The sequence below is a fragment of the Burkholderia sp. 28_3 genome (assembly GCF_003253915.1).
In the GTDB taxonomy this organism is placed as follows: domain Bacteria; phylum Pseudomonadota; class Gammaproteobacteria; order Burkholderiales; family Burkholderiaceae; genus Burkholderia; species Burkholderia cenocepacia.
Map to the genome: position 1 here is coordinate 17176 of NZ_QKZF01000026.1, position 21662 is coordinate 38837.

Below are 21662 nucleotides of genomic sequence, written 5' to 3' on the forward strand. Positions count from 1 at the left end.
GTGCTCCGATCAGGGAATCGCCACGCGACGGGTCTGGTCGCCGGCTTGGAACACCGCGGCGCTGCCATCGATTGCCTGCAAGCGCCATGGGCCGACCGCATCACCGGGCAGCAGCACCTGAAGCTGGTCGGGCGTGAAGTCCCCACTGCTCGGCGCGACGGACACGCTGCGCTGGCCGGCGCGCAGTTCGGCGCCGACGATGCGGAACGGCAATGGCGGCGGTTCAGACTTGGCGGCGGGCTTGCTCGATGTGCGCGGCTGGACGGGGGCTGCTGCACGCGCGGCGGTCTGGCGCGTCTTGATCTGCTCGATCTCCGCGCGCAGCGCCTGAAGGTCGTCGGCGGCTGCGTAGCCGCTCAGTGTTTTCTCAACCTGGGAAGCGCGTGCTTCCAGGATTTGGCGGGTGTCTTTGAGGTCCGCCGCCGTTGCGACGGCCGGACGCTGCTGGATGGTCTCGATGGCCTCGGCCAGGGCCACCGCCTGCGCTTCGAGGCGTTGCAGACGGGAATCGAGCCGTTCCTGGTCGGCCTGGTCGCTCATCGCCTGGTAGCCGAGGGCCACGATGACGCTTAGACCGAGCAGCCAGAGCCAGAGCATGCTTTGCACCACCACGGCGGCGGTCGGGCGACGCGAAGATTGCGGAGCGTTCACGGCTGGCCTCCTGGAGTGGAAGGCATCAGCGGGAAGGTCTGCACCGCATCGGCGGCGGTCGGTTCGGGCATGGGTTCGGCGGCCACGCTGTCGCCGGGCCGCTCGAAGCAAATCTGTCGTGCGCGGTCATCCGCGTGCAGTTCCCAGGCCGGACCAGCCAGGGTGAGCAGCGCATCGCGCAAGGTCATGGGACCGAGATGCAGGTGCGCCGCCGGGAGCGGCAGCTCATACAGCTCGATCACGGCATGCGCCGTTTGGCACAGGCTGTAGCCGCTGCGCTTGAGCACATGCCGCAGCCCATCGCCGACCGTGGCGCGGGCATCCTCGGGCATCGACACGTCGATGGTCTGCAACAGCAGGTCGCGCTGCGCCGCTGTAGGGGCCAGTTCGACCAGCGTGTAGCGGGCGTAGCGCACGACCGGGATGTACTCGGGCGCTTCGGGTTCGGGCGCGGCCGAGACTTCCTCGATGGTGTCGGGCGCGACCGGCGCAGTCGTCGTCGCGCAGCCACCGGCCAGCACCGACCAAAGCAGGCCGAAAAATCCCGCCAGCAGGCGGCGTTCGGGATGGTGAAACCAGGGTGGAGAGGGGCACATAGCTCGGCGTCCTGAAACATCGAGCCCTCACCATCGCCGCTCGGGCTACGAGCGGCAGCAAACAATGCGAACCAGACAGCGCCCGATTTGCCGGCAGCGCCTTCACCAAAGAAAGGCCCCAAGTTGGGGCCTGTGAAAATGGGTCTCTTATTTCTCGTCGTCGATGCCCATGCGCTCACGCATTTCGGCGAGGAACGCCTCGGGGGCCATCAGACCATAGCGTGCCAGGCGCACAGGGATGTCCTCCGCATCGAGGTTCCCATCTTCGATGCGCTGCCGCAGGAAATCCGCAATCTCGGCTTCCAGCTTCCGTTGGGTGTCGATGGCTTCGGACGGTTGGGTGTTGGTATTCATGGAAATCTCCTTGGGATGAAAAAAGCGCAGCCACGTCCACGGAGAACGTGGGCGTGGCTGCAAGGTGGGAACAACAGAAATGCCGGCGGCGCTAGGCCGGCTTGTGGCGTGGGAATCAGGCGGCGACCAGTTGCCGGGCCAGTGCGACCTCGACGGAATCACCATCCTGGTTCAGGACATCCAGCCCCGATTCGGGTACATCGCCCGAGGTGGACTGCGAGACCATGATCTTCTTGGCCATCAGTTCGAGGCATGTCATCTGCGAGGAACCGGCGTAGCCGAGATAGATCACGCGCACGGGGTGCTTCTGCCCGATGCGCCAGGAGCGGCGGGCCGCCTGCTGGAGCGAGTACACGTTGTAGCCCGACTGCATGAACACGATTGTCGGGAAATCCAACAGGTCCAATCCCGTCTTGACCAACTCGGGGTTGGTGATGAGCACGTCGATGCCACGATCCAGTTGCTCGGCAATCCAGTCCTCGCGGCGGCTTGCATCCACGCTCGCGCGCAGCACCGCCACCTTGAAACCTTCCTGCTCCAGCAGTACCTTCAGGCGCGACGTGGTGTCGCGCGTGCCGGTATAGACCGTGTAGGCGAGGACCTTGCGGCCCTGCGCCTTCTCCTGTTTGCAGATATCGATCAGCTCACGCTCCTTGGGGCTGATCTCGAACTCGTTGAACTGAGCCGGGACGAACGCCAAGGTGTTGCGCGTGCGCGGATGCACCACGGTTTCCGACCGGAAGCAGCAATCCGGCCAGGCCAGCAGCACGTTGAGGACCACACCCAGCAGAGTCGTATCGCGTCGCGCCAGAGCCTGTTTCAGCTCCGCGGTCAGCCGGCCCGCCAGATCGCGGTAGGCCGCGGCTTGCGCCGTGTCCATCGCGACTTCGCGGAACTCTTCGTCATACGGCGGCAGGACGTTGCCGCCGATGTCCTTGAGCTTGAGGAAGATCGTGAACGGCAGGATGCAGCGCAAGACGCCCTTGGGGCCGAAGCCCGGGGCTTTGACCGTGCGCACCGATACCTTGGTGCCCTTGGCCGTCTTGTGCGCCGTGCCGGCGCTCTCGGAGTAGATGTCCTTCAAGACCCCGTGATCGCGCATGAACGCCATCGCGGCCGAGGTCATGCTGCCGCTCGTGGTCGGGCGGTAGCCGTCTTCGATCATCCGCCCGGGAAGGGCTCGGAACAGCAGGTAGAACAGGTCGTCCCCGTAGCCGCCCATCAACGTGCCGGTCAGCAGCAAGGTTTTGCGAGCCTTCGCCGCCAGCACGCCCATGGCTTGGCCCTGGGCACTGCCGCCGTTCTTGTACTCGTGTGCCTCGTCGGCGATGAGCAGGTCGAACGTGCCTTGCGGCAGGTATCTCTTGATGAACTCGGACGGCTGATAGCCGCCCTCGCCAAACCCGAACTCCATGTTGGCCATCGCGCGTTCCATGCGCGTGGCCTGACGGTCGGAGAACACCAGTTCGCCGTTGCCGTCCATGAGGTTGATGAACTCATGGATGTTGTCGCCGAGCATCGAGGCCAGGAAGCCGTCGCCGAACTTCTGCATCAGCTTCTGCGCGGTGACTTCCCCGATGGTCGGGATGCGCTTCAAGGCTTTGAGGACGGCCGAGGACTGATCGCTGCCGGACAGGCTTCTCGGGCGGATCAGCGTCCACAGGGGGGCGGCGCAGTGGCTGCACTTCCTGCGGGATTCCTCGGCTTCGAGTTCGACCGGGTTGACCGGCTCGCCGTCGAGATCGGTGATGACCGTGCCGCAGTCCGGGCACGCTGCCACGTTGCCGTGGCGGGTACGCCGCTGAGTGAAGACAGGCTTCCAGTGGAACCCCATCCGCATCCTGACGCGCCCCAGGACAAAGAACTCCTGGCCCGTGGGCTGCACGCCCAACTGCTCGCGTAGCTTGATGAGCTTGACCAAGGTATCGGGGCCGTTGAGCACCCACACCTTGGCGCCTGCTACCGTCTCCTGGATCTCGCGCCGCCACTTGTAAACAAGGTGCGGCGGCGAAAGAACCAAGGTGCGGCGGTAGCCTTCGGCGTTGAGCACGGCGGCCGTGGCGATGCCGACGGTCGTCTTGCCGCAGCCCATTTCGCCATTGACGATCGCGGCATGTTCGCCACGGTCAATCAGCAGCTCGGCGGCGGCATGGACGACTTCGGCCTGGGCCTGGAACAGCTTGCGCTTGAGGCTGGCGACGATGAGCTGGCGATGTGCCTGCGGTTGGCCGGTATAGACCGGCGGATTAGCGCTGTTGAGGGCGTCGAGCAGTTCGTCGCCGAACTCGCCGACGAAATCCTGAAGGCTCAGGGTCAGAGGGGAAGATTCCGCATCGAGCAGTTCGCCCTGTACGGGCGCGGCTTCAGCGGCATTGGTTTCGAGATCGAGGGACATGGTGATGCTCCAAAGAAAATGGGGCATGCACCACCCCCAGTGGGGCAGTGGCATGCCCCGTGGTGGGAAGTAAATCGGCGCGTGGCCGAAGGTGGTTGAAGGTGCTGGCCTGGATGGCCAGCGGGTGAACCGTGCTCAGTCCTCGGACGGCAGAACGATGACGGTGGCGCGGCGCTCCGCGTCGGTAACGATGCGAATGGCCAGCCCCGGGTGGATCACGTAGTGCGATGCCAGCGAAGCACCTGATTGAAGCGCGGTGCTGTTGGCCTGCCATTGCTGGACGTTGACGTCGCCCCAGTCACCACGGGTGTGGCGCCTGAAGTACGGGATCGGGTCGAGGCGACCCGAGCGGACCAGGCGGTCAATGCCTTTGCTGAAGATAAGCGCCCCGATGGGGAACGCCAGCCTCTGGCAGTAGGTTTCGATGCGATGTGATGCCATGGGCTCCTCCTTGAAAGGTTATTGAGCCACGACACCCCTGGCGGAGTGAAGTGGCTCCGTCAGGTGGATGAGAATGACGATGTGGGGCCGTCAAATCAGATCTTGCTCCTCGGATAGCTGGACCACCGTGGTTTCATGGTCCTCGCTGGTCTTGACGATCAGTGCCAGGTCCGGCGTGATCCTGAACTGCGAGATCATTAGGTTGTCCTGTTGGATTGCGACGTTGTTGGCTTGGCGGGTGGCCTCGTCGATCTCGCCCCAGTCACCGCGCACGTGGCGCTGGACATAGGCCAAGGGGTCGATCAGGCCTTTGCGTGCCAACCAATGCACCTTCTCGCTCAACTTCAGCGTACCCGGTGCGAACAACGGTTGCTTCTGCGGCGCGGGCCGCTTGAACGGGTTTGCGAACATGGTGTTTCTCCTTCGATGTGGGAATAGCAGGACGGCAGCGCGTCCGGTGAGTCAGCGGATGGTCAACACCTCGCCCCGTGTCGCGGAGCCAGGCGTCATGTCCCACGCGCGGATGACGGGCACAAACTTGTCGGTGAGGATGCGGGTCTCGGCGATCGAGCCGTCTTCGCGTTCGGTGAATTCACGCTGGAGCGTCTTGTCCTTGTGGGTGTCACCTTTGACGACGAGCACGCGCCCGGTCTTGGAGCGCACAACCCCCGAGATCGCGCCCGCGGCCAGAGCCAGGGCGAGATGCCAGTGGGACAAAGCCCGCGCCGGTGGACGCAGCGACTGCTGCGCGGCCCCCAGGTGCGTGTCCAGCGACGGCCAGAGGCCTTGCAGCCTGCCAACCTCGTCGGCGAACTGCTCGGGCTCCATCGTCACGCGGAAGAAATGCTCCGGCTCGGCCGGACTGGCGGGGACGATGTACGGCAGGAACGGCCAATCGCTCGGCAGCTCCTCGGCTTCGACTTCGCCAAGCCCAACCTGCAGCAGCAGATTGCGCACGGCCTTGACGCCATCGGGAGCCTGTTCACGCTGTCGCACCCTTCGGCCGAAGATCACCACCTGCTTGAATTGCGTTTCCACCGCTCGGTAGATGCGCAGGTCCGTGTAGTGGCGTGTCAGCCAACCGACCAACTCCGCGTCGAGCACGTAGCCGGGGACGATGAAGACCAGCACGCCGCCGTACTGCAACAGCGACAGCGAACGCTGATAGAACAGCTTTTCGAGGCGGGCACGGCCCTGGCCTTGGTAGCCGATGTTGCCGTTGACGTCCTTGGACAGGTCGCCATACGGCGGGTTGAGCCAGAGCAACCCGAAGGATTGCTTGGAGACCATCGTGTCCATCAGGTCCGCGTGCAGGCAGTGATCGACCAGGCCGCGGGCATGACGTGCCCGCTCCGGGTCGAACTCGACGGCGAACGCCTTGGCCTGCTCGCGCCCGAGGGCATGGGCGGCTTCGGCGATCGCCACGCCTTCGCCGGCGCAGGGATCGAGGATGCACATCGGCCCGTCGCTGGGCATCAGTGCGTTGAGGGCTCTTTCGAGCGTGGGTTCGTCGGTCGGGTAGTAACCGTTCTTGGCGAAATTGCGGGCAAGCCGCGGGAACATGAGGGCCATGGAAGTCTCCTGGTTGGCGGGGAGGAATGGCGGAAGCACGCCAAGGCGTGCCTCCGCAGGTGGGTCAAGCCGCTACCGCTTCCGGCGTCCAAATCTTGGCCGGATACGGATAGGCGGTGAGTACGTCACTTCGGATCAGGGAACCCAGCGCCAGGGTCAGCGCCGGCACGTCGATGGCGAGCCGATGGCCTTCCAACGGCCCGAGGGCGAACGGAAGGCGGGCCAGCATCTCGCGGGTTTGCAGCAGTTCCAGCACGGTCTCGCGCCAGTGGTCGAGCAGCGGCAACGGGCAGGTGTCCCGCACCAGCATCCACAGGCGGTCAAGCCGGTGGGAGCTGTCGCGTGGCAGCAATGCCAGCGCGCTGGCGTTGGCCTTGTCGGGCTTCACGCAACGCCGGTCGAACAGCCACACGTTGGACAGCGAACCGAACAGCGTTCGCCGGTAGGCGCGGGTCATGCGCTTTTCCAGGCGATCGACGTTGCCGACGAACACCGGGACGCTGCCGCCCTGGTCGGTGATGACGTGGAACTGGTCCAGTCCTTGCTCGTCGCGCCCGAGGGTCAGGCGAGCGAGGAACTGCTGGACGGCGGTGTCGCGCGCCCAGATGGACAGGAAGATCAGGTTGCCCTGGTCATCGCCGACGCAGGCGTCGGCCATCACGTCCGGGCATTCGTCGATGCGGTACAGCGTGGAAGAAGTGTTTGCGGGCATGGTGGTGTCCTCGGATGAACGGGAACAGCACCGCCCGCCGGGGCAAGTACTGCCCCAGGGGGTGGAAGAAAATCGCTCAGTCCGGCTCGAACTGCCGGGTGTGCGGGTTGAAGTGAAGCGCCTCGTCCACCGCGGTGATCGGCGTGAAGCCGTCCAGGTAGATGTTGTTGAGGTACTGGTCGCGGTAGGTCAGCGCCTGCCGCGCCTGTTCCTCGGTAAGGCCGTTGCTGATGAAGTACTCCTGCATTTCCTCGTCGGAAGACACTTCGTCGTTGGACAAACTGCCTTCAACGAGTTTCAACAGTGAGGCGGGGAGCGCAGCCAGGATCGGGTCCATGTCGGTTCCTCCTGACTCAGGCCAACAGCGCCGCGGCGGGTGCCGTGGATGCCGTGGGGGTGCGCCGCCGCGCGTGGTAGGCGCGAACGCCTGCACGCCAGTCGGCGGACTGCTCCGGCGTCATGTCGAGGTAGCTCAACGGGCACGAGTAGTAGTACGGGTGCATGGACTCGTCCAAGGGCTTGTAGCCCCATTGGCTGCCGCTGCGCTCCAGAAGATCGCAGCGGATGTAGCGCAGGGACTGGCCCGGTGCGAGATCACGATGCACGCCTTCGGCCCTGGCCGTCACTTCCGCGACGGACCAGAGGACGTTGCCGCGCAGCGTGTGGGCGATGACCTTCACGCTGGCGCGCTCGGTCTCCTGCGGTGCGATCAGTTCCGCGATCAGTTCAGACCGCGATTGGGGAGAGAAATACCAGCCCATGAGAGGCCTCCTGAAGAATGTAGAGCCAGAGGCCTCCCCGTGGGGAAGAACCCCCAGCGGGTGATGGAATGCCGCGTGTGCGGCGATGGAATGCAGTGCGGGCTAGGAACCGCAACCGGCCGGGCAGCAACCCAGCGTGATCCCATGCGAACAGCAGCCGTTTTCAGCGAGCCAGTCCTGGGTTTCCTGCCGTTCGGCGGGTGTTGCGTAGTCCCATTCCTGGGTCGCGATTTCCAGCGCATGAACGCGCTGGCTTTCCGGCAATCGACTGGCTTGCGCGTCGATCTCCGAGCTGAAAAGCGTGACCCAGTGATCCCAGGACAGGCCGCAACCACGTTGGGCATGCTCGGCGGCCGTCTTGCAAACGGCGCGCCACGCGGTTTCGTCCAGCGCGGAACGGGGTGTATCGCAAGTGATGATGGACATGATGGAGACCTCCAGAAGAAAGCCGAGGCCACCCCCGCATGGGGAAGGAACCCCGGCGGGTGGATGAAGAACACCGCGGATGCGGTGTCTGCAATCACGCAGGTTGCAGTTCGGCCTGGCGGCTCCACTCCTGCGTCTTGAAGTCCAGCGCGTAGCCCAGTTCGCCCAGGCGGGCGATCTGCGCGCGCAGGGTGCGGCGGTCGATGGTCGAATCCAGCTTCACAGACTCGCCCAGCGGCCACAACAGGCCGAACAGCGCGGCGTCGCCATCCTCGGTGCTGCCGGGGGCAGCAGCCGCAGCAGGCGGCGCGTCCACGCCGAAGGGCGTGGTATCGACCAGCGGGTCCGCGGACGTCTGCACGGGTGCAGGTTTGGCGGACCTGGATGCCTTGGCGGGCTTGGCCGGCGTTGTCGCAGGCTGTGTCCCTTGCTCTTCATCGAGCGGATCGACTTCCTGCGGAGCAAAGCTATGTGCTTCGGCCTTGCTCAGCTTGTCGATGCCGAAAAGTGTCATACCGTCCAGGTTGGCGCGCATCTCGAAACGCATGCTGCCGTCGCTGATCGGATAGCCTTTGAGGAAGATGTAGCGAAGAACGAATTCCCCTTGGTACTTGCCCTCGGGGTATTGCTCCAACTCCGCGTCTTTAATCGTGAACTTGCCGAGTTGGCATTCGAGCTTGCCAACGTTGAACTTTCCGTTGCGGCCGTGAATGGTGCGCAGCGCGAGCTGGCCCGGGACGATGATGGGCGTGGCCGATTTCTCGGGTGCCGATGTGACTGCCATGATGCTTCTCCTTGAGGAATAGGAAAAAGGCAAGGCCCCGTGAGGGGCCATGCCGGATCAGAACGAAGCAGCCAATGCCGGCTCCTGCTCTTCGACTTCACCTGCGGGCTCGCGCTCGGCGGACTCGATAGGCTGGTCGGCAGCGGTGTCGGCGGCATCCTCGGCTTCGGGCGCGGGTGCGTCCTCGGCCTGCGGCGCCTCGGCTTGCGCCTGGCTCGTCGGATAGACCTGGGTGCCGTCGATCTTGATCAGACCGATGTGGATCAGCGTCGATTCCAGGCTCGCTCCCGGCTCCCCGGCGCGCTCACCCTTGGTGCGGATGTACGGATCGATCTTCATGTCGTTCAACTTGAAGGCGATCAGCACCTTGCGGTCCCCTTCGATGGCCTGCACGCACCGGCGAACCAGGTGCTCGGCTTCAGGGGTGGCGACGATGGTGTCGAAGTACCGATAGTCCGGTTCACCGACAGGCCCGGCCAGAGCCGCGACGCAGCACGACAGGAACGGATCGCCATCCTTGGGGGTGACGTCCTTCGGACGGCTGAGGTAGCCGATGCCGCGGGTGATCAGCTCGTGCTGCTTGATGGAAGCCAGTTCGGCCCGGTCAAGCGGCTCGGCCTTGAGCAGTCGCGCCTTGAGGGACGCGGCGGCTTCACCCTTGCGCTCGCCCTTGTCGCGGATGTACGCATCGCCCCACAGGTCGCCGAGGCGGAAGCGCACCAGCGGGCGCTGCTTGGGATCGTCAACGCCGATGTAGCGCTGGACGAGGTTCTTGGCCTCGGCACCCGAGACCTTGACGTCGAAGTAGCGGTAGCTGGGGTCCCTGGCGGGGCCGACCAGCGCGGCAACGGTGCATGCCAGGAAAGGCTGCGCACGGCGGCCGCCCCGGACAGGCACTTCACGGACACGCTGGATGTAGCCGATGCCCGAGGTGTGGAGGTCGAAATACGATTTCTCGTTGGACGTGGTGTTCATGGTGAATCTCCATAGGGAAGAAGCGGAGACACACCAGCCCCACGCATGCGGGGAAAGGTGCGTAACCCCGCGGTGGGTCGATAAGGCGAAAGCATCCGCCACCAGAGACTGGTGGCCGCTCGCGGATGGATGCGGTGCGAGCTGGCTCGGTCACGCAGTGGGAACTGCGACGCAACCTCGAAGACCGATGGTTGCCTGGCATGTCGCTGACAACGTCAGCAGGCATGGGGTCAGCATGGCCGGGCCTCGCGCGCGCGACAGCAATCAATCGGCATCCGGGCGCTTCCCATTTTTTCCAGGCTGCCCAGTTCCGCCCAAAAGAAAGCCCCCGAAATGGGGGCTTCAAGGGGTATGCGGACATTTTTGGACTACGCCGATTCCACCGCCGCCAGTGACAGATACGTAGCGGTGGCGGACAGCTCCAGATCATCTGAGCTTTGCAGAATGCGAGTGAAAACGCTGTCTTTCGGGTCGAAGAACTCGCCGAAATCGTCGCCGCCAAGCTCGGCGCGTGCCAGTTCCCACCAGTCATCGAACGGGTCGGTATCCGGGTTGCAGCCGACGGCATAGGCCAGCAGCTTCACGCGGCCATCGGGGCGGCGCTCTCCGCGCTCGGCGAGGAAGTACACGCCCTGGTCCTTGGCCAGGGCGACGCGGCATTGGTTGGCGATGGCCTCGGCAAGCACGGGGCGCAGGTCGGAGCCTCTGAATCGCAGTGACATGGTTGAAATCTCCTGTATGGATGAAGAAAAAAGCCCTCCACCGAAACGGATGGAAGGCTTGTGGGGCAGTCGCCGGTAGGCTGTGGACTGATCAGTCGTGCCGCTAGGCTTCCTGTCTGGCGCGTCAGGCTGGAACCGCCTGACGTTGACGAGAGGCTTTGGCGTCGATCACGCTCACGCCGATCAGGCGCCAGCGCCCGTCGTCGATGAGCCGCTCCAGCACTTCACCGAGCATGTCGAAATACACCTCGTCGTGCCTATCGATCAACTCACCGTCGCGGTGCAGCTCCACCACGTAGGTGTCGCCGCCACGGTCGTAGAGGATCGTCACCTGACCCTCGAACTTGGTGGTTGAGACCGTGAAGCTGATCGCCGGCGGGGTCTCGATGATCTTGGAGGGCTTGGGATCGACCCAGGCGAAGTCGCGGGCACCTGCATCGACCAGCATGTGGGTGATGCACCGGAACCCGTCGGGCGCGGGCATCTCCTCCAACTGCTCGATGAGTTGGCCCAGCTCCATGCACTGCGGCTCGGGAATTGGCAGCTTGGCGGGTGCTTTGCCAAGGATATGCCTCGTGATGGTGTAAGGCGTGCCATCCGAAGTCTTCTCGGTGACGACTTCCGGGGTGTCCGCGCGCAGCCCGTCGAAACGTCGCCGGGCGTAGGGTTGGACATGGACCTTGGCGCCCTCGCTGGGAACGGTGGTCACCAGGTTGGGATCGAGCACGGCGAACTCGGAAGGCTTGAGCTTGACGACGATGGCATCGTCGGTCGCGGAGACCACCTTGCCGTTGAAGGGCTGAGGGTCGATGGCGAAGCCCAACGTCGAGGACTGCGGCTGATCATCGAATACGCGGTATTTGAACGAACGCACGTTGCGAGGCATATGGCCCGCGACAAGCGAAGGCATCATGGATTTGATGAGGGAACGGTCCATGGGAATCTCCTTGAGGAAGAACAAGGGATTCCCCGCCCGCAAGGGAGAGGTCCCTTGTGGGTGGCGTGAACGGACGGGGTACGTCCATAGGAAGAAACGACCAGCACGGTTTCCCGCACTTGCAGCCTTGAAGGTCTCGGCTGCCAGGGCATGTGTCGGCAACGCCGACGAACATGGAGCAAGGATGGCTCTGGAATGGGCGGCCTGCCCGCAAGAAATCGCACAGCGTCGCACCCGCTTTCCTGCGCTGCGGACAAGAAAAAGCCCCTCGAAAGGGGCTTGGTTGGGTCAGGCTTCGTACACGAAGTAGTGCTCGCGCTGACGTGGGAAGAAGACATGCTTCCATGTATCGCCGCTGGTGTTGCCACCGTCGAAGACGACCATTTCGTAGTCGTCAATGTCGGTGTCCACCAGGTCGGCGCTGGCGATATGGCGCATGTGCAGCGTGCCGCTCATGCGCTCGAATACCAGGATCTGGCCGATGGCGTCGTCCTGGCCCATGGCATTGACGCAGGCGCCGAGCTGGTGCTCGAAGTCTGGCGTGCGCGAGATGAGGTCGGGGAACATGAGGTTGCTCCTATGAAAATGGATCAGCCCGGTTCCGGGAGGGAGACGGGCCGGTATGGGGGAGAACAAAGAGGAAGGATGTTGCGTCGAGCGGCTGCTAGGATTCGGCCAACGGCAGGCCCAACAGCACGGGTGCGTCGGCGTCGAGAATCAGGATGCGCACATCGGCCTGGCCAGCCAGTTCAATGACGTTCGCCAGGTCATCCGGCATACCCTTGCTTCGGTGCTCCTGGCGAAGCTGCTCCGCACTGATGCCCTCGGCGTGGTCCAGGTTCTTGTCCGTCCAGGGGGTGGAGATCAGCTTGATGCCGATCGCCGGGCTGTACGGAACCCGGAACGCGATGAACAGGAAGGCCTCCGGCGTGGCGAGGTCTGCCAGGTTGGCGAGGTATTGGCTGGTTTCCTCGCTTATGTGCGCGCTGCTGATTTCCCAGCACCGGCTGTAATAGCCGGTCTCGAAACTCAGGCGCTGTACGACCTCCCGCGCTGCCTCTGCCGAATAGGCGTCGCCGACGTGGATGGGGCGGCCGTCGAAGTCATCGCCATGGATGGCATAGACCACGGCGCCGATTACGCCTTCGCCGCTGACACCTTCTCCGGCATCGCATTCGGCCAGTACCTCGGCACTCACGGGTTCGGGACCATTCCTGACTACGGCGAAATCGCTGGTGACGATGCACGAGGATGAAATCATTTCCTCGTCGGAAAGGTGCTTTTGGCTCGGGTGGATGATTCGCCAGACATGCGGGCTTCCATCCTCGTAGCTGATGCACAGCGTGCGGACGATTTTCAGATTCCAGTATCCGCGGAGAAAGGGATTGGGTTTCAGGGACATGGGAACTCTCCAGATTTGAATAATGGAGCCAATCCCCGCCACCGGGAATTGGACCCGGTGGGTTGAAAGTGGAAAATGCGTCAGTCGGCGCTGATCGTTGACGTCTGAGCCAGCCGTTCGGCGATGCGATGGCGCACATTTAGGCGAAATTGCTCATCGGTGATGCCGGCAAGCAGGTTGGCGGCCTCCAGCGCGATCAACGCTGAGGCCTCTTCGATGTCGGCGGCCAGGATGGTGTTGCGCAGTTGATCGCCGAGTTGAAGCGCCTGCGAGGACGTTCTGAAGACCTGGACCTCGCGGCTCAGGTAGCAGCCGTTGCCGCCGAACTCGAATAGCCTTGGCTTGCTGCAATACCAGCAGCCCTCAAACTGTATGGCGGTCAGGTTATGGCCATCATCGAAGCGGGTAGCGATCAGAAGCAGGGCTTCCAGGTCCGCGCTGTCCTCGAAGTGGTGGTGCTCTATCAGGTTCTCCAGCTCCCCGTCCTGGTCAGCACCGAAGTGCGCGGCCAGCCGTTCAAGCAGAGGCGGAATCGACAACTCTTCGTCGTCGGGCATGGGGATTCCGAGTTGTGTGGCCAGGTTTTCCAGACCGTCCAGCACATCTGTCCAGCGTGGATCATTGGTCTCGGCGATCTGGGCGATGTAGGCCTGCCCATTGCCGGGATGGTTTTCGTCGAGCGCGAAGGCATCGAACAGTGCCTTGATGACGGGAGTAACGCGGTCGAGCACGAGAACGCCCGTGCCTTCGTAGTAGTTGTTTGCCATGCTGGCTCCTTTCGAGAAGAGCGGAGCCAGCCCCTGCGGACGATGGCATCCGCAGGGAATAGCCCAGGGCCGTTGGCGCCGGGCGATGGGGAAGAAAAATTGAGGGACATGGCCTTATGAGCGCATGTCCCTCACGGGAGGATCGAGAAGACAGTGGCGTGCCGGAGACCGACTCACCAACCGCTGTAGTTCACCAGCAGGTCGGCGATGACCTTGCGGCGTTCCAGATCGAGACCGTCGAAGTCCGACAGCCCGTGGAAGTGGCAGCGCTTGAGCATGGCACCGCCCTCGCGCGCGTTGTAGAAGCTGACCATGGCGGACAGGAACATGCGTTCGCCGCTGCTCAGGACGCCGAGGGCATCGTTGAGCCGCAGCATGTCGGGACGCAAATCCCACTTGGTGTTGGCCCGGTTCAGGCCTTCACGGGTGCCGTCGCCGAACCACTCGGGACCAGCAATCTCGACACCGCGCTTCCAGGCCTCGAAGAAGGCTTGGGGCGCGGCAGCGAAATGCTGCTCTTCCCGCATGATCTGATCGACGACTTCCCGCGGCAGTAGCTGGTTCATGATGTGATTTCTCCAGTTGGATCAGGGAATGGCGAGCTGGGACCAGCCGCCTCTTTCGAGGGCGCGTTGAGCCGCGGCATAGCTGCGGAAGTACTCGCGGGATTCCCGCGAAACGGGACCTTCGGTATCGCGCGTGCCGATGTAGTGGCCGGCGGCGCTTTGCAAGACTTCGAGCGGCAGGAACTTGCCGCAGTAGGTCAGGGCCAACTGGCCGAAAGAGGCTTGCTGGGACATGGACGGGCTCCTTGGAAAAGCGGGGCCTTGTCCCTCACGGGATGGCAGCTCCCGCACGCGGTTGATAAAAAGCATCAGCGTCACGGGGACGCTCATCCGCAGAATTGATGCGATGCGGACTGGTGGGTGACGCGGGAGAGACCCGCGGCAGCCTGGAACCCTGGCTGCTGGCATGTGCTGACGAATCAGCGAACATGCGGGCAGCTTCTTGCGAGGGCCGTGCTGCGTCAGTTGGAAAACCGCATCCGGCACAGCCCCGATTGATGGGCTCAGAGAAAAGAAAAGCCCCGCGTCGAGTGCGGGGCTGTCAGGAGGGTGCGGTGGTGCTGGGTCAGTCGGGCTTGTCGCCCAGGACATGCTGCTTCCACAGGTCGAATGCCTGCTCGGGCGGCAGCTCGGCGAGGATGACGATGGGCTGGGCCTGCCGGGCGCGCAGCGAAGCGAAGTACGACTTGCGGTCGGCGATGGCCTTGAGCTTGATGCCCTTGATGAACAGCAGTTTGCGGTCCTTGATGAACAGCACCTTGTTGCCGATGTCGCGGTTGAACGCGGCTCGCACCTTGCGTTCCGCGTGCATGGCATCGGCCAGCTCATCGACCAGGAAGTCGAGCGTCATGGCGATGTAATGAGGGTCTTCACCCTCGTGGCCCAGGTCGAGCGGCGCAGGCGGCAGGCCCTTGGCGAAGGCTTCGGCCTGCGCCAGCAGCGCCGCCTTGCCGTTGAGTGCGTGGAGGAACGTCGAGCCGCCGTGGCCGTCGTTGCGGGCCTCGGCGATGGGAATGCCGTCGAACACGATGGTCGCGGTGAAGCACAGCGTTTCCTCGCTGGCGAAGTCGGCCACCTTGAGGTTCTTCAGCGTGATGCGGTCTTGCTTGGTGATGGTTTCCATGGGAGATCCTGAAATCGACCGGGTGGCGACATGCCCCTAACGGGACGTGGCGACCATCCCGTGGGTTGGAGAAAGGAGGCATCGATGCCCCGGTGGGCAGCGTTCGCCGGTGAGATGCCGAAGCGAACTGGTGGGTGGCGTGGGCGGAACCCACGGCAGCCTTGACACCCTGGCTGCGGGCTGCTGCCGATACATCGGCAATGCAGGGAGAGAATGGCGCGGCCGGCAGGCTGCGTCGTCGATCAATCCGAATCGGTCAAGTCCGTCTTGTGCAGGCACTGCACCAGCCGGTTGCCCAGCCAAGCCATGCACGGGACGGCCATGGAGTTGCCAATCGCCTTGTAGCGCGGAGCGTCTGCGGCAGGCTTGCCGCGATACGGGATCAGCGTGTAGTCGTCGGGCATGCCCTGCAGCCGCTCGCACTCCATGGGCATCAGCCGCCGCACCCGCCATTGCGACCAGTCCGCTGCACCGGATTCATTCCAGTCGTAGCGGAAATGTGCCTCGAAGTCGGGGGCCAGGACATGGGGCTTGTCTGCGCCGCCGCCGCTGGTACGCAACGCCGCTGCAACGCTTCCGCCCAGTTCGGCGGCAAGACCCTGCGTCCGTCCCCGCAGGGCAACGCAGGCCACCATCGGCACACCGTAGCCCGGCTTGCCGTTGGACAGGACGGTGCAAGACACCTGTCCATGCCCCGACTCGAAGCGCACTTCGCCGCGGTTGTTCTGCGCGAAGGCGATGGCGGGTACGACGCCTGCGTTCGCATGGCTGTTGCGATGCCCGCCGGCACGCAGCGTCGGCGTCAGGTCGATCGTGGCGTCCGCGCCGCTGCCCTGGGCGGTGAAGGCGATGATCGGCACGCCCTTTCCCGTACCGTCCTCGCTGCTGCCCTTGCCGTTGTTGGCGGTGTCGAGGGTGTGGGCGATGCTGCCGGCGATGGACTGCACCATGAACGTCTCGGTGCGGATGTCGTGCTTGGGACCCGCGGCCATCAGGCATGCCGCAACATCGACGGGGCCGATGCCGCCGCTGAATCCGAACGTCGTCGTGACCTTGCCGTAGGGCTGGTTCAGTCCAGCGAATCCTGCGTATCCGCCTGCTGCAGCAGCACCCGATCCAGCAGCGCGGGCAGCTTCTTGCCACGGCGCGCGGCCCGCAGAAGAATCCCCGCGCAGGCCTGTGCGCTCAAAAAGTACTTCGGAGGGATCGAGGTCATCACCACCACATGCCACAAGAAACACGCGCTTGCGGCGTTGGGCGACACCGAAATATTGAGCGTCGAGCACGCGCCAGGCGATGCGGCGGCGGGGTCCAGACACACAACCAGCGTGCGCCCATTTTTCCCCTGGCGGCTGGAGCGCACGGCTTTCTCCGGCCAGTGCTCCCAGGAAATGCCCGAAGGCATTGCTGCGGTCGTTGAGGACGCCGGGGACGTTTTCCCAGACGAGCGTTGCCGGCGGGCGGCGGTCTTGGTGGCGGGTTTGGTCGATGGCATTTGCAAGCTCCACATAGGCAAGGGTCAAGGCGCCGCGCGGGTCGTTCAGCCCCTGGCGCGCGCCGGCAACGCTGAACGACTGGCACGGCGTGCCGCCGACCAGGATGTCGGGCGCCGGCACGATGCCGGCGCGCACCTGACGGGCGATCGCGGTCATGTCGCCCAGGTTGGGCACATGGGGGTAACGGTGGGCGAGCACGGCGCTCGGGAACGGCTCGATCTCGGCGAACCACGCGGCTTTGAGGCCGAGGGGTTGCCATGCGAGGCTCACGGCCTCGATGCCGCTGCACACGCTGCCGTACAGCAGTGGCGCGGCCTGGGGCGCACCGCGAAGGGTGCAAGGTTGCGGGTTCATGTCGGGTCTCCTGTTCGTGTGGCCCGGGGCGGGCCGGGACGTTGATAGGCAGGAGAAAGGCGCCGAAGGCCCTGCGGCCTTCGGCTCGGGAGGACAGAACCACCCGTGGGCTGGTGCAGGCCCGGTCGTCGCTAGAACCGTCTGCTCATCAGCAATCACACCCGGCGCATGTCGTGGTTCGCGCCGGCATCGTCTGGCGCACATCCGCGCACAAAGGGAGCCCGTTTTTGCGCCGGCGGGCACCGGCACCGAATACCGCTGACCACGAAGGGTCTCCGGGTGGCTCGCGCAGCTTGGCAAGCCACCGGGGGACCCTTCGCAGAGGCGGGAGAAATGCAGATCAGCAGAACGCGCAGGAGGCGGTTCGCGGAGAAGCTACCTTCAGGTCCCGCGGCCGGGGACGGCCAGGCGGGACGCGCACACGGACAAGAAGGCGTTGCGCGCTGGGCGTCCCGCAGGGCGTGCGGAACACAGGCCGCGCCGCCGATGGCGGGCACGGCTCACGGGGAACGGGGTCGGTCAGGAGCCTTTGCGGCCGCTGCGGCGCGGGCGCGAGGCACCACGCCTGGACGTGCCGGATTCGACCGGCAGCGTGCCTTTGCAGTCGGGGTAGCGACTGCACGACCAGAATGGGCCGCTCTTGCCGGTGCGCTGGCGCGTCGGTGCGCCGCACTGTGGGCAAGGCGGTCCGTGGGGAACCTTGATGGACAGGGACGTGCTGCCGTACTGCGCGATCAACTGTGAGATCCATGCAGCCTGCTTGCCGATGAATACGTCCAGCGTGAGCTGTCCAGCTTCGATCATGTCCAGCGCCTGTTCCCAGACGGCGGTTGTCCCTGGGTCGGCAATCGCTGTGGGCACCGCGTCGATCAGGGTGAAGGCCGCATCCGAGGCACGGATGGCGCGGCCCTTCTTCACGAGGTAGCCCCGCGTCAGCAGGCCACTGATGATGTTGGCCCGCGTCGCTTCGGTGCCGATGCCGACCGTATCCTTGAGCTTCTGTTTCAGGCGCGGGTCCGAGACCAGTTTGGCGACGCCCTTCATGGACTTGACCAACTCGCCCTGCGTATAGGGTCGAGGGGGCAGCGTCTTGAGCGCCTTCAGATCGACGTCGGCCACCTGACATGCCAGGCCCTCGCGCAGCGCGGGCAGTACCTGGCTGCGCGCCGCAGGGTCGCCATCCTCCTCGGATTGCGGTTCGGCCAGCACCAGGTGCCAACCCTTGACGACGACCTGCTTGCCGGTGGCCGCCAGCGTCTGCTGGCCGCAGGAGAGGTTCGCCACAGTGCGGTCGAACTCGTGGTGAGGAAGGAATTGCGCCAGGTAATGCGCCCGGATCAGCCGATACACTGCCAGTTCTTTCTCACTCATGGTCGAGAGGTTCGCCGGTTCGAGCGTCGGGATGATGCCGTGGTGAGCAGACACCTTCGCGTCGTTCCAGGCGCGTGAGCGTTGAGTGCGGTCGAGCTGGTCCATGATCGGTCGCAGCAAGGGATCGGTCTTGACCAGGCTGTCGAGGACCGTTGGCACCTCGGCGAACATGCTTTCGGGCAGGTAGCCCGAATCGGAGCGCGGGTACGTCGTGGCCTTGTGCGTCTCGTATAGGGCCTGAGCAATGTCTAAGGTCTCCTGCACATCGAGCCCAAGCTGCCTGGAACACACCTCCTGCAAGGTCCCCAGGTCGAACGGCAGCGGCGGGCCTTCCCGCACGCGCTCGGTTTCGACCGCCACCACCTGGGCGCTGTCCGCGGCGCGGATCTGCTGCGCGGCGTGCTGCGCGATGGGCTGCTGCAGGCAGCGGCCGGCGTCGTCGGTGCATGTGTTCGGGGGAACCCACTGCGCGGTGAAAGCCTGGCCACCAGCGGACAGGGACACGTCGATGGCCCAGTACGGCACGGACACGAAGGCGGCGATCTCGCGGTCGCGGTCCACGACCAGTTTGAGCGTGGGGGTCTGGACGCGGCCGACCGACAGCACGCCGTCGTAGCCAGCCTGTCGTCCCAGCACCGTGAACAAGCGGCTGAGGTTCATGCCGACGAGCCAGTCCGCCCGAGAGCGTGCCAGCGCCGAGTAGTACATCGGCAACGTCTCGGCCGATGGCCGGAGCTTGCCGAGTGCCGCGCGGATGGAAGCATCGTTGAGCGCCGACAACCACAGCCGTTCGATGGGGCCGCGGTAGCCGCACAGGTCGATGATCTCGCGGGCGATCAACTCGCCCTCGCGGTCGGCATCTGTGGCGATGACAAGCTGGGTCGCCTTAGCCAGAAGCGCCTTGACGACCTTGAACTGCGTGGCGGTCTTCGGTTTGACCTCGACCCGCCAGTGCTGAGGAATGATGGGCAACTGCTCGATGGACCAGCGCTTCAACTGCTCGTCGTAGGCTTCGGGCGCTGCGGCTTCTACGAGATGGCCGATGCACCAGGTGACGGTGACGCCGGAACCGTTGAGGCAGCCTTCAGCGCGCTGCGTGGCACCGAGAATCCGGCCAATGTCTTTGCCCTGGGAGGGCTTCTCGCACAAGAACAGCCGCATGTCCGTCCATCCCGATTCCCGTTGTTCATGGAGTTGCTGGAATCGAGGATGCCGAGCGCCACCTGGGGCAGCAGCAAACAAGCCGCATGCGGCGGTGACCGCTTTCACGGGATGGAATGGCTTGTGCGGGGGTGGCGCGTGGCCGCAGGTGTGCGGACCGGGAGCCGCGATATGAGGGAGCGCGTGAAAGTCGGTGGACGTTGGTGGAGCTATCCCCTGGGGATAGCTCGCGAGCGCATGGAGGGCGGCGAAGACGTGCGACCGCCCTCCATGCCGGTTCACTTCCTGCGCTTGGATTCTTTCGGCGCAGCCGGTTCCTGCGCGGCCTGGGGCTTGGGCTCTGCCTCTTGCGGCTTCGGGCTGAGGGTCACGGATTCGATGCGGTACGGCAGGATGCCGACGCTGCGCGCGTTGATCTGCCAGGTCTCGCGCGGCTGATCCTCGTTATCCGTCCAGGGTTCGCGCTCCATGCGGCCGACGACCAGCACGCGCATGCCTTTCTGGTACAGGTCCTTCCAGTGCTCGGCGTCGCGGTGCCAGATTTCCACCGGCGCCCAGAAGCCGCCCCGGTCCTCGAACGTGCCATCCTTCTTCGGCACAGGGTTGTCGAAATAGACGTTCAGGCGTAGCAGGCGACTGGGTTCGTCGTTGCCGTTGGGGAATTCGCGGTACTCCGGTGGCGAACCGATGTTGCCTTCGCCGGAAAAATGCGTGCTCATGATGTGATCTCCGTGGTGGTTGAAATACCCGTGCCTCGTCGGCGCCGGGAGCGTGCTGGGTGCCCGGCGCAATCACCGATCGCGCATTGCGGCGGGAATGGGCGTGAGCCGGCGCAGGTAGGCGTCGTCCGCCTCGGCCGCCTTGCTGGCGCATTCCTGCGCCTGCCTGCCCAAGGTGTGCAGCAGGCTGATCTGCATGTTCAACGTGATGCGCTGCAGCTCGATCGCGTGCAGGTCGGCCAGCAGGTTGACGGGTGTGCTGCTGCTGGCGACCAGCTCCCGCCACAGCGCCACGCCCATGGCCGACCTGTCGTGTCTGCGCCAGCGCAAGAAGACGGTTCCTGCGCCAGTGGTCTGTTGGGCCAGTTCGATGGGCAGCAGGTGGAAGGGGTGCCCGCATGCCTGCTCCAGTACCTGTCGCTGTGCCAGGGCAATCAACTCGTCGCGCATGGCGAAGCACTGGCTGGCCCAGGCCTCGAAGTCCCCTTTACCCTTAAAAGGCTTTAAAAGGCCTTTTAGATAGGCCGCGTGTTCCAGCCGCATGAAGGCACCCTGTTGCAGGCCTCGGAAGTAGCGGGTCGGTGGGTTCGGATCGCTCATGCCGGCTCGTCCTCGCCGGCTGCGGCTTCGGGCGACTCTGCGGTGGTGGTTTCATCGCCGAGCAGTGATGCTTCGGCAGGACCGTCGCCGCGCTGCTTCAGGCCACGGCGCACGATGGGCGGCGCAAACTTCGACCGGCGCGTGCCTTCCAGCACGTCCTGCGGCAGTTCGCCATACTTCTCCAGCGCTGCCCGCGCTGCGGCATTCTTCGACGCGAAGTCATCGCGTGTGCAGCCCGAATAGCGATACTGCTGGGCCAGCGAGAACAGGCTGCGCAATGAATGTGCGCCCTCGTTGAGCCAGCGTTCCAAGGTGCTGCGGTCAATGAGCGCGGTGTGATGGGCGAGGATCAGCTTGCGGGCGATGTCGTCGTAGTCGGCCAGGAGATAGACCGCGGCAAAGCCGAGCTGCGCGTTGACGAAGAGCGGGAGCTTGACCGGCTGCACGTTGAGGTTTTCGCCCAGGCTGAGCGCCGGCGGCACACTCGCCAGCGCCTGGTCCACCTGCTCGCGCAGCGATTGCAGCGTGACCTTGGTGTGGTCGAGCTTGTCCTCGATGCGCAGCATCCACCAGTCCGAGTACGGATCGTCTTGTTCTGAGCCCCGCCGCATCTTGTTCATCTGAGCGATATAGCCATTCAGGCCGACGATGCCCGGTCGCCCCTCGGCGGCGGCGCGGCCATGCCAGATGCGGGAAGCGTGATGGGTGTGCAGGGTCAGCGACATCGCACTGCGCAGGGAGCCGAGATTCAGTTGCAGAGGTTCATTGGTTGCCATG

At 64.5% G+C, this 21662-nt stretch carries 26 protein-coding genes; all 26 read right to left on the bottom strand.

Features of this window, described 5'->3' with window-relative positions; all coding sequences use genetic code 11:
* Positions 1-9: 9 nt before the first annotated feature.
* Complete coding sequence (locus DFS13_RS33985; protein WP_009459681.1) at positions 10-651, bottom strand: hypothetical protein; 642 nt, start codon at positions 649-651, stop codon at positions 10-12.
* Entirely contained in the window at positions 648-1247 is a 600-nt protein-coding gene (locus tag DFS13_RS33990) for a PilL N-terminal domain-containing protein (RefSeq protein WP_009459682.1), read from the bottom strand. The genes DFS13_RS33985 and DFS13_RS33990 overlap by 4 nt, the downstream gene beginning before the upstream one ends.
* 147 nt (positions 1248-1394) lie before the next feature.
* The gene (locus tag DFS13_RS33995; protein WP_009459683.1) at positions 1395-1601 is read right to left on the bottom strand and encodes a hypothetical protein; all 207 of its coding nucleotides are present in this window, start codon (positions 1599-1601) and stop codon (positions 1395-1397) included.
* A 115-nt stretch (positions 1602-1716) separates the two neighbouring features.
* Complete coding sequence (locus DFS13_RS34000; RefSeq protein WP_019726337.1) at positions 1717-3996, bottom strand: helicase-related protein; 2280 nt, start codon at positions 3994-3996, stop codon at positions 1717-1719.
* A 135-nt stretch (positions 3997-4131) separates the two neighbouring features.
* Entirely contained in the window at positions 4132-4437 is a 306-nt protein-coding gene (locus DFS13_RS34005) for a hypothetical protein (RefSeq protein WP_009459685.1), read from the bottom strand.
* Positions 4438-4527: 90 nt separating this feature from the next.
* Positions 4528-4848, bottom strand: coding sequence for a hypothetical protein (locus DFS13_RS34010; protein WP_009459687.1), 321 nt, complete (start codon positions 4846-4848; stop codon positions 4528-4530).
* A gap of 51 nt (positions 4849-4899) precedes the next feature.
* Positions 4900-6048, bottom strand: a complete 1149-nt coding sequence (locus DFS13_RS34015) for a DUF6094 domain-containing protein (protein WP_219805742.1) — start codon at positions 6046-6048, stop codon at positions 4900-4902.
* Positions 6049-6073: 25 nt separating this feature from the next.
* Entirely contained in the window at positions 6074-6721 is a 648-nt protein-coding gene (locus DFS13_RS34020) for a hypothetical protein (RefSeq protein ID WP_019726336.1), read from the bottom strand.
* Positions 6722-6797: 76 nt separating this feature from the next.
* Positions 6798-7058: a hypothetical protein gene (locus DFS13_RS34025; protein ID WP_009459691.1), complete on the bottom strand. Its 261-nt coding sequence runs from the start codon at positions 7056-7058 to the stop codon at positions 6798-6800.
* A gap of 16 nt (positions 7059-7074) precedes the next feature.
* Complete coding sequence (locus tag DFS13_RS34030; protein ID WP_009459693.1) at positions 7075-7482, bottom strand: hypothetical protein; 408 nt, start codon at positions 7480-7482, stop codon at positions 7075-7077.
* A 102-nt stretch (positions 7483-7584) separates the two neighbouring features.
* The gene (locus DFS13_RS34035; protein ID WP_009459695.1) at positions 7585-7908 is read right to left on the bottom strand and encodes a hypothetical protein; all 324 of its coding nucleotides are present in this window, start codon (positions 7906-7908) and stop codon (positions 7585-7587) included.
* 94 nt (positions 7909-8002) lie between these two features.
* Positions 8003-8692, bottom strand: a complete 690-nt coding sequence (locus DFS13_RS34040; RefSeq protein WP_009459697.1) for a DUF3275 family protein — start codon at positions 8690-8692, stop codon at positions 8003-8005.
* A gap of 57 nt (positions 8693-8749) precedes the next feature.
* Positions 8750-9667, bottom strand: coding sequence for a DUF3577 domain-containing protein (locus DFS13_RS34045; RefSeq protein ID WP_009459698.1), 918 nt, complete (start codon positions 9665-9667; stop codon positions 8750-8752).
* Positions 9668-10035: 368 nt separating this feature from the next.
* On the bottom strand, positions 10036-10389 hold the full coding sequence (locus DFS13_RS34055) for a DUF3085 domain-containing protein (protein ID WP_009459699.1): 354 nt from the start codon (positions 10387-10389) through the stop codon (positions 10036-10038).
* A 124-nt stretch (positions 10390-10513) separates the two neighbouring features.
* Entirely contained in the window at positions 10514-11326 is an 813-nt protein-coding gene (locus tag DFS13_RS34060; RefSeq protein WP_019726335.1) for a hypothetical protein, read from the bottom strand.
* Between the two features lie 288 nt (positions 11327-11614).
* Positions 11615-11893, bottom strand: a complete 279-nt coding sequence (locus tag DFS13_RS34065; protein WP_009459701.1) for a hypothetical protein — start codon at positions 11891-11893, stop codon at positions 11615-11617.
* A gap of 97 nt (positions 11894-11990) precedes the next feature.
* Positions 11991-12728 (bottom strand): hypothetical protein, encoded by a 738-nt coding sequence (locus tag DFS13_RS34070; RefSeq protein WP_009459707.1) that lies wholly within the window; start codon positions 12726-12728, stop codon positions 11991-11993.
* Between the two features lie 80 nt (positions 12729-12808).
* Complete coding sequence (locus DFS13_RS34075; protein WP_009459708.1) at positions 12809-13495, bottom strand: hypothetical protein; 687 nt, start codon at positions 13493-13495, stop codon at positions 12809-12811.
* A gap of 173 nt (positions 13496-13668) precedes the next feature.
* Positions 13669-14061 carry a hypothetical protein gene (locus DFS13_RS34080; RefSeq protein WP_009459709.1) on the bottom strand — a complete coding sequence of 131 codons (393 nt, stop codon included), beginning with the start codon at positions 14059-14061 and terminating at the stop codon, positions 13669-13671.
* A gap of 21 nt (positions 14062-14082) precedes the next feature.
* Complete coding sequence (locus DFS13_RS34085) at positions 14083-14295, bottom strand: hypothetical protein (protein ID WP_003290186.1); 213 nt, start codon at positions 14293-14295, stop codon at positions 14083-14085.
* A 331-nt stretch (positions 14296-14626) separates the two neighbouring features.
* Positions 14627-15184 (bottom strand): hypothetical protein, encoded by a 558-nt coding sequence (locus DFS13_RS34090; protein WP_009459715.1) that lies wholly within the window; start codon positions 15182-15184, stop codon positions 14627-14629.
* Positions 15185-15426: 242 nt separating this feature from the next.
* Entirely contained in the window at positions 15427-17034 is a 1608-nt protein-coding gene (locus DFS13_RS34095; protein ID WP_009459716.1) for a DNA cytosine methyltransferase, read from the bottom strand.
* Between the two features lie 519 nt (positions 17035-17553).
* Positions 17554-19566, bottom strand: coding sequence for a DNA topoisomerase III (locus DFS13_RS34100; protein WP_009459717.1), 2013 nt, complete (start codon positions 19564-19566; stop codon positions 17554-17556).
* A gap of 278 nt (positions 19567-19844) precedes the next feature.
* Positions 19845-20285 (bottom strand): single-stranded DNA-binding protein, encoded by a 441-nt coding sequence (locus tag DFS13_RS34105; RefSeq protein WP_019726334.1) that lies wholly within the window; start codon positions 20283-20285, stop codon positions 19845-19847.
* A 72-nt stretch (positions 20286-20357) separates the two neighbouring features.
* Complete coding sequence (locus DFS13_RS34110) at positions 20358-20885, bottom strand: DUF3158 family protein (RefSeq protein WP_009459718.1); 528 nt, start codon at positions 20883-20885, stop codon at positions 20358-20360.
* Positions 20882-21661, bottom strand: a complete 780-nt coding sequence (locus DFS13_RS34115; RefSeq protein WP_009459719.1) for a PFL_4669 family integrating conjugative element protein — start codon at positions 21659-21661, stop codon at positions 20882-20884. Before DFS13_RS34115 ends, DFS13_RS34110 begins: the two co-directional genes overlap by 4 nt.
* Between the last annotated feature and the right edge of the window lies 1 nt (position 21662).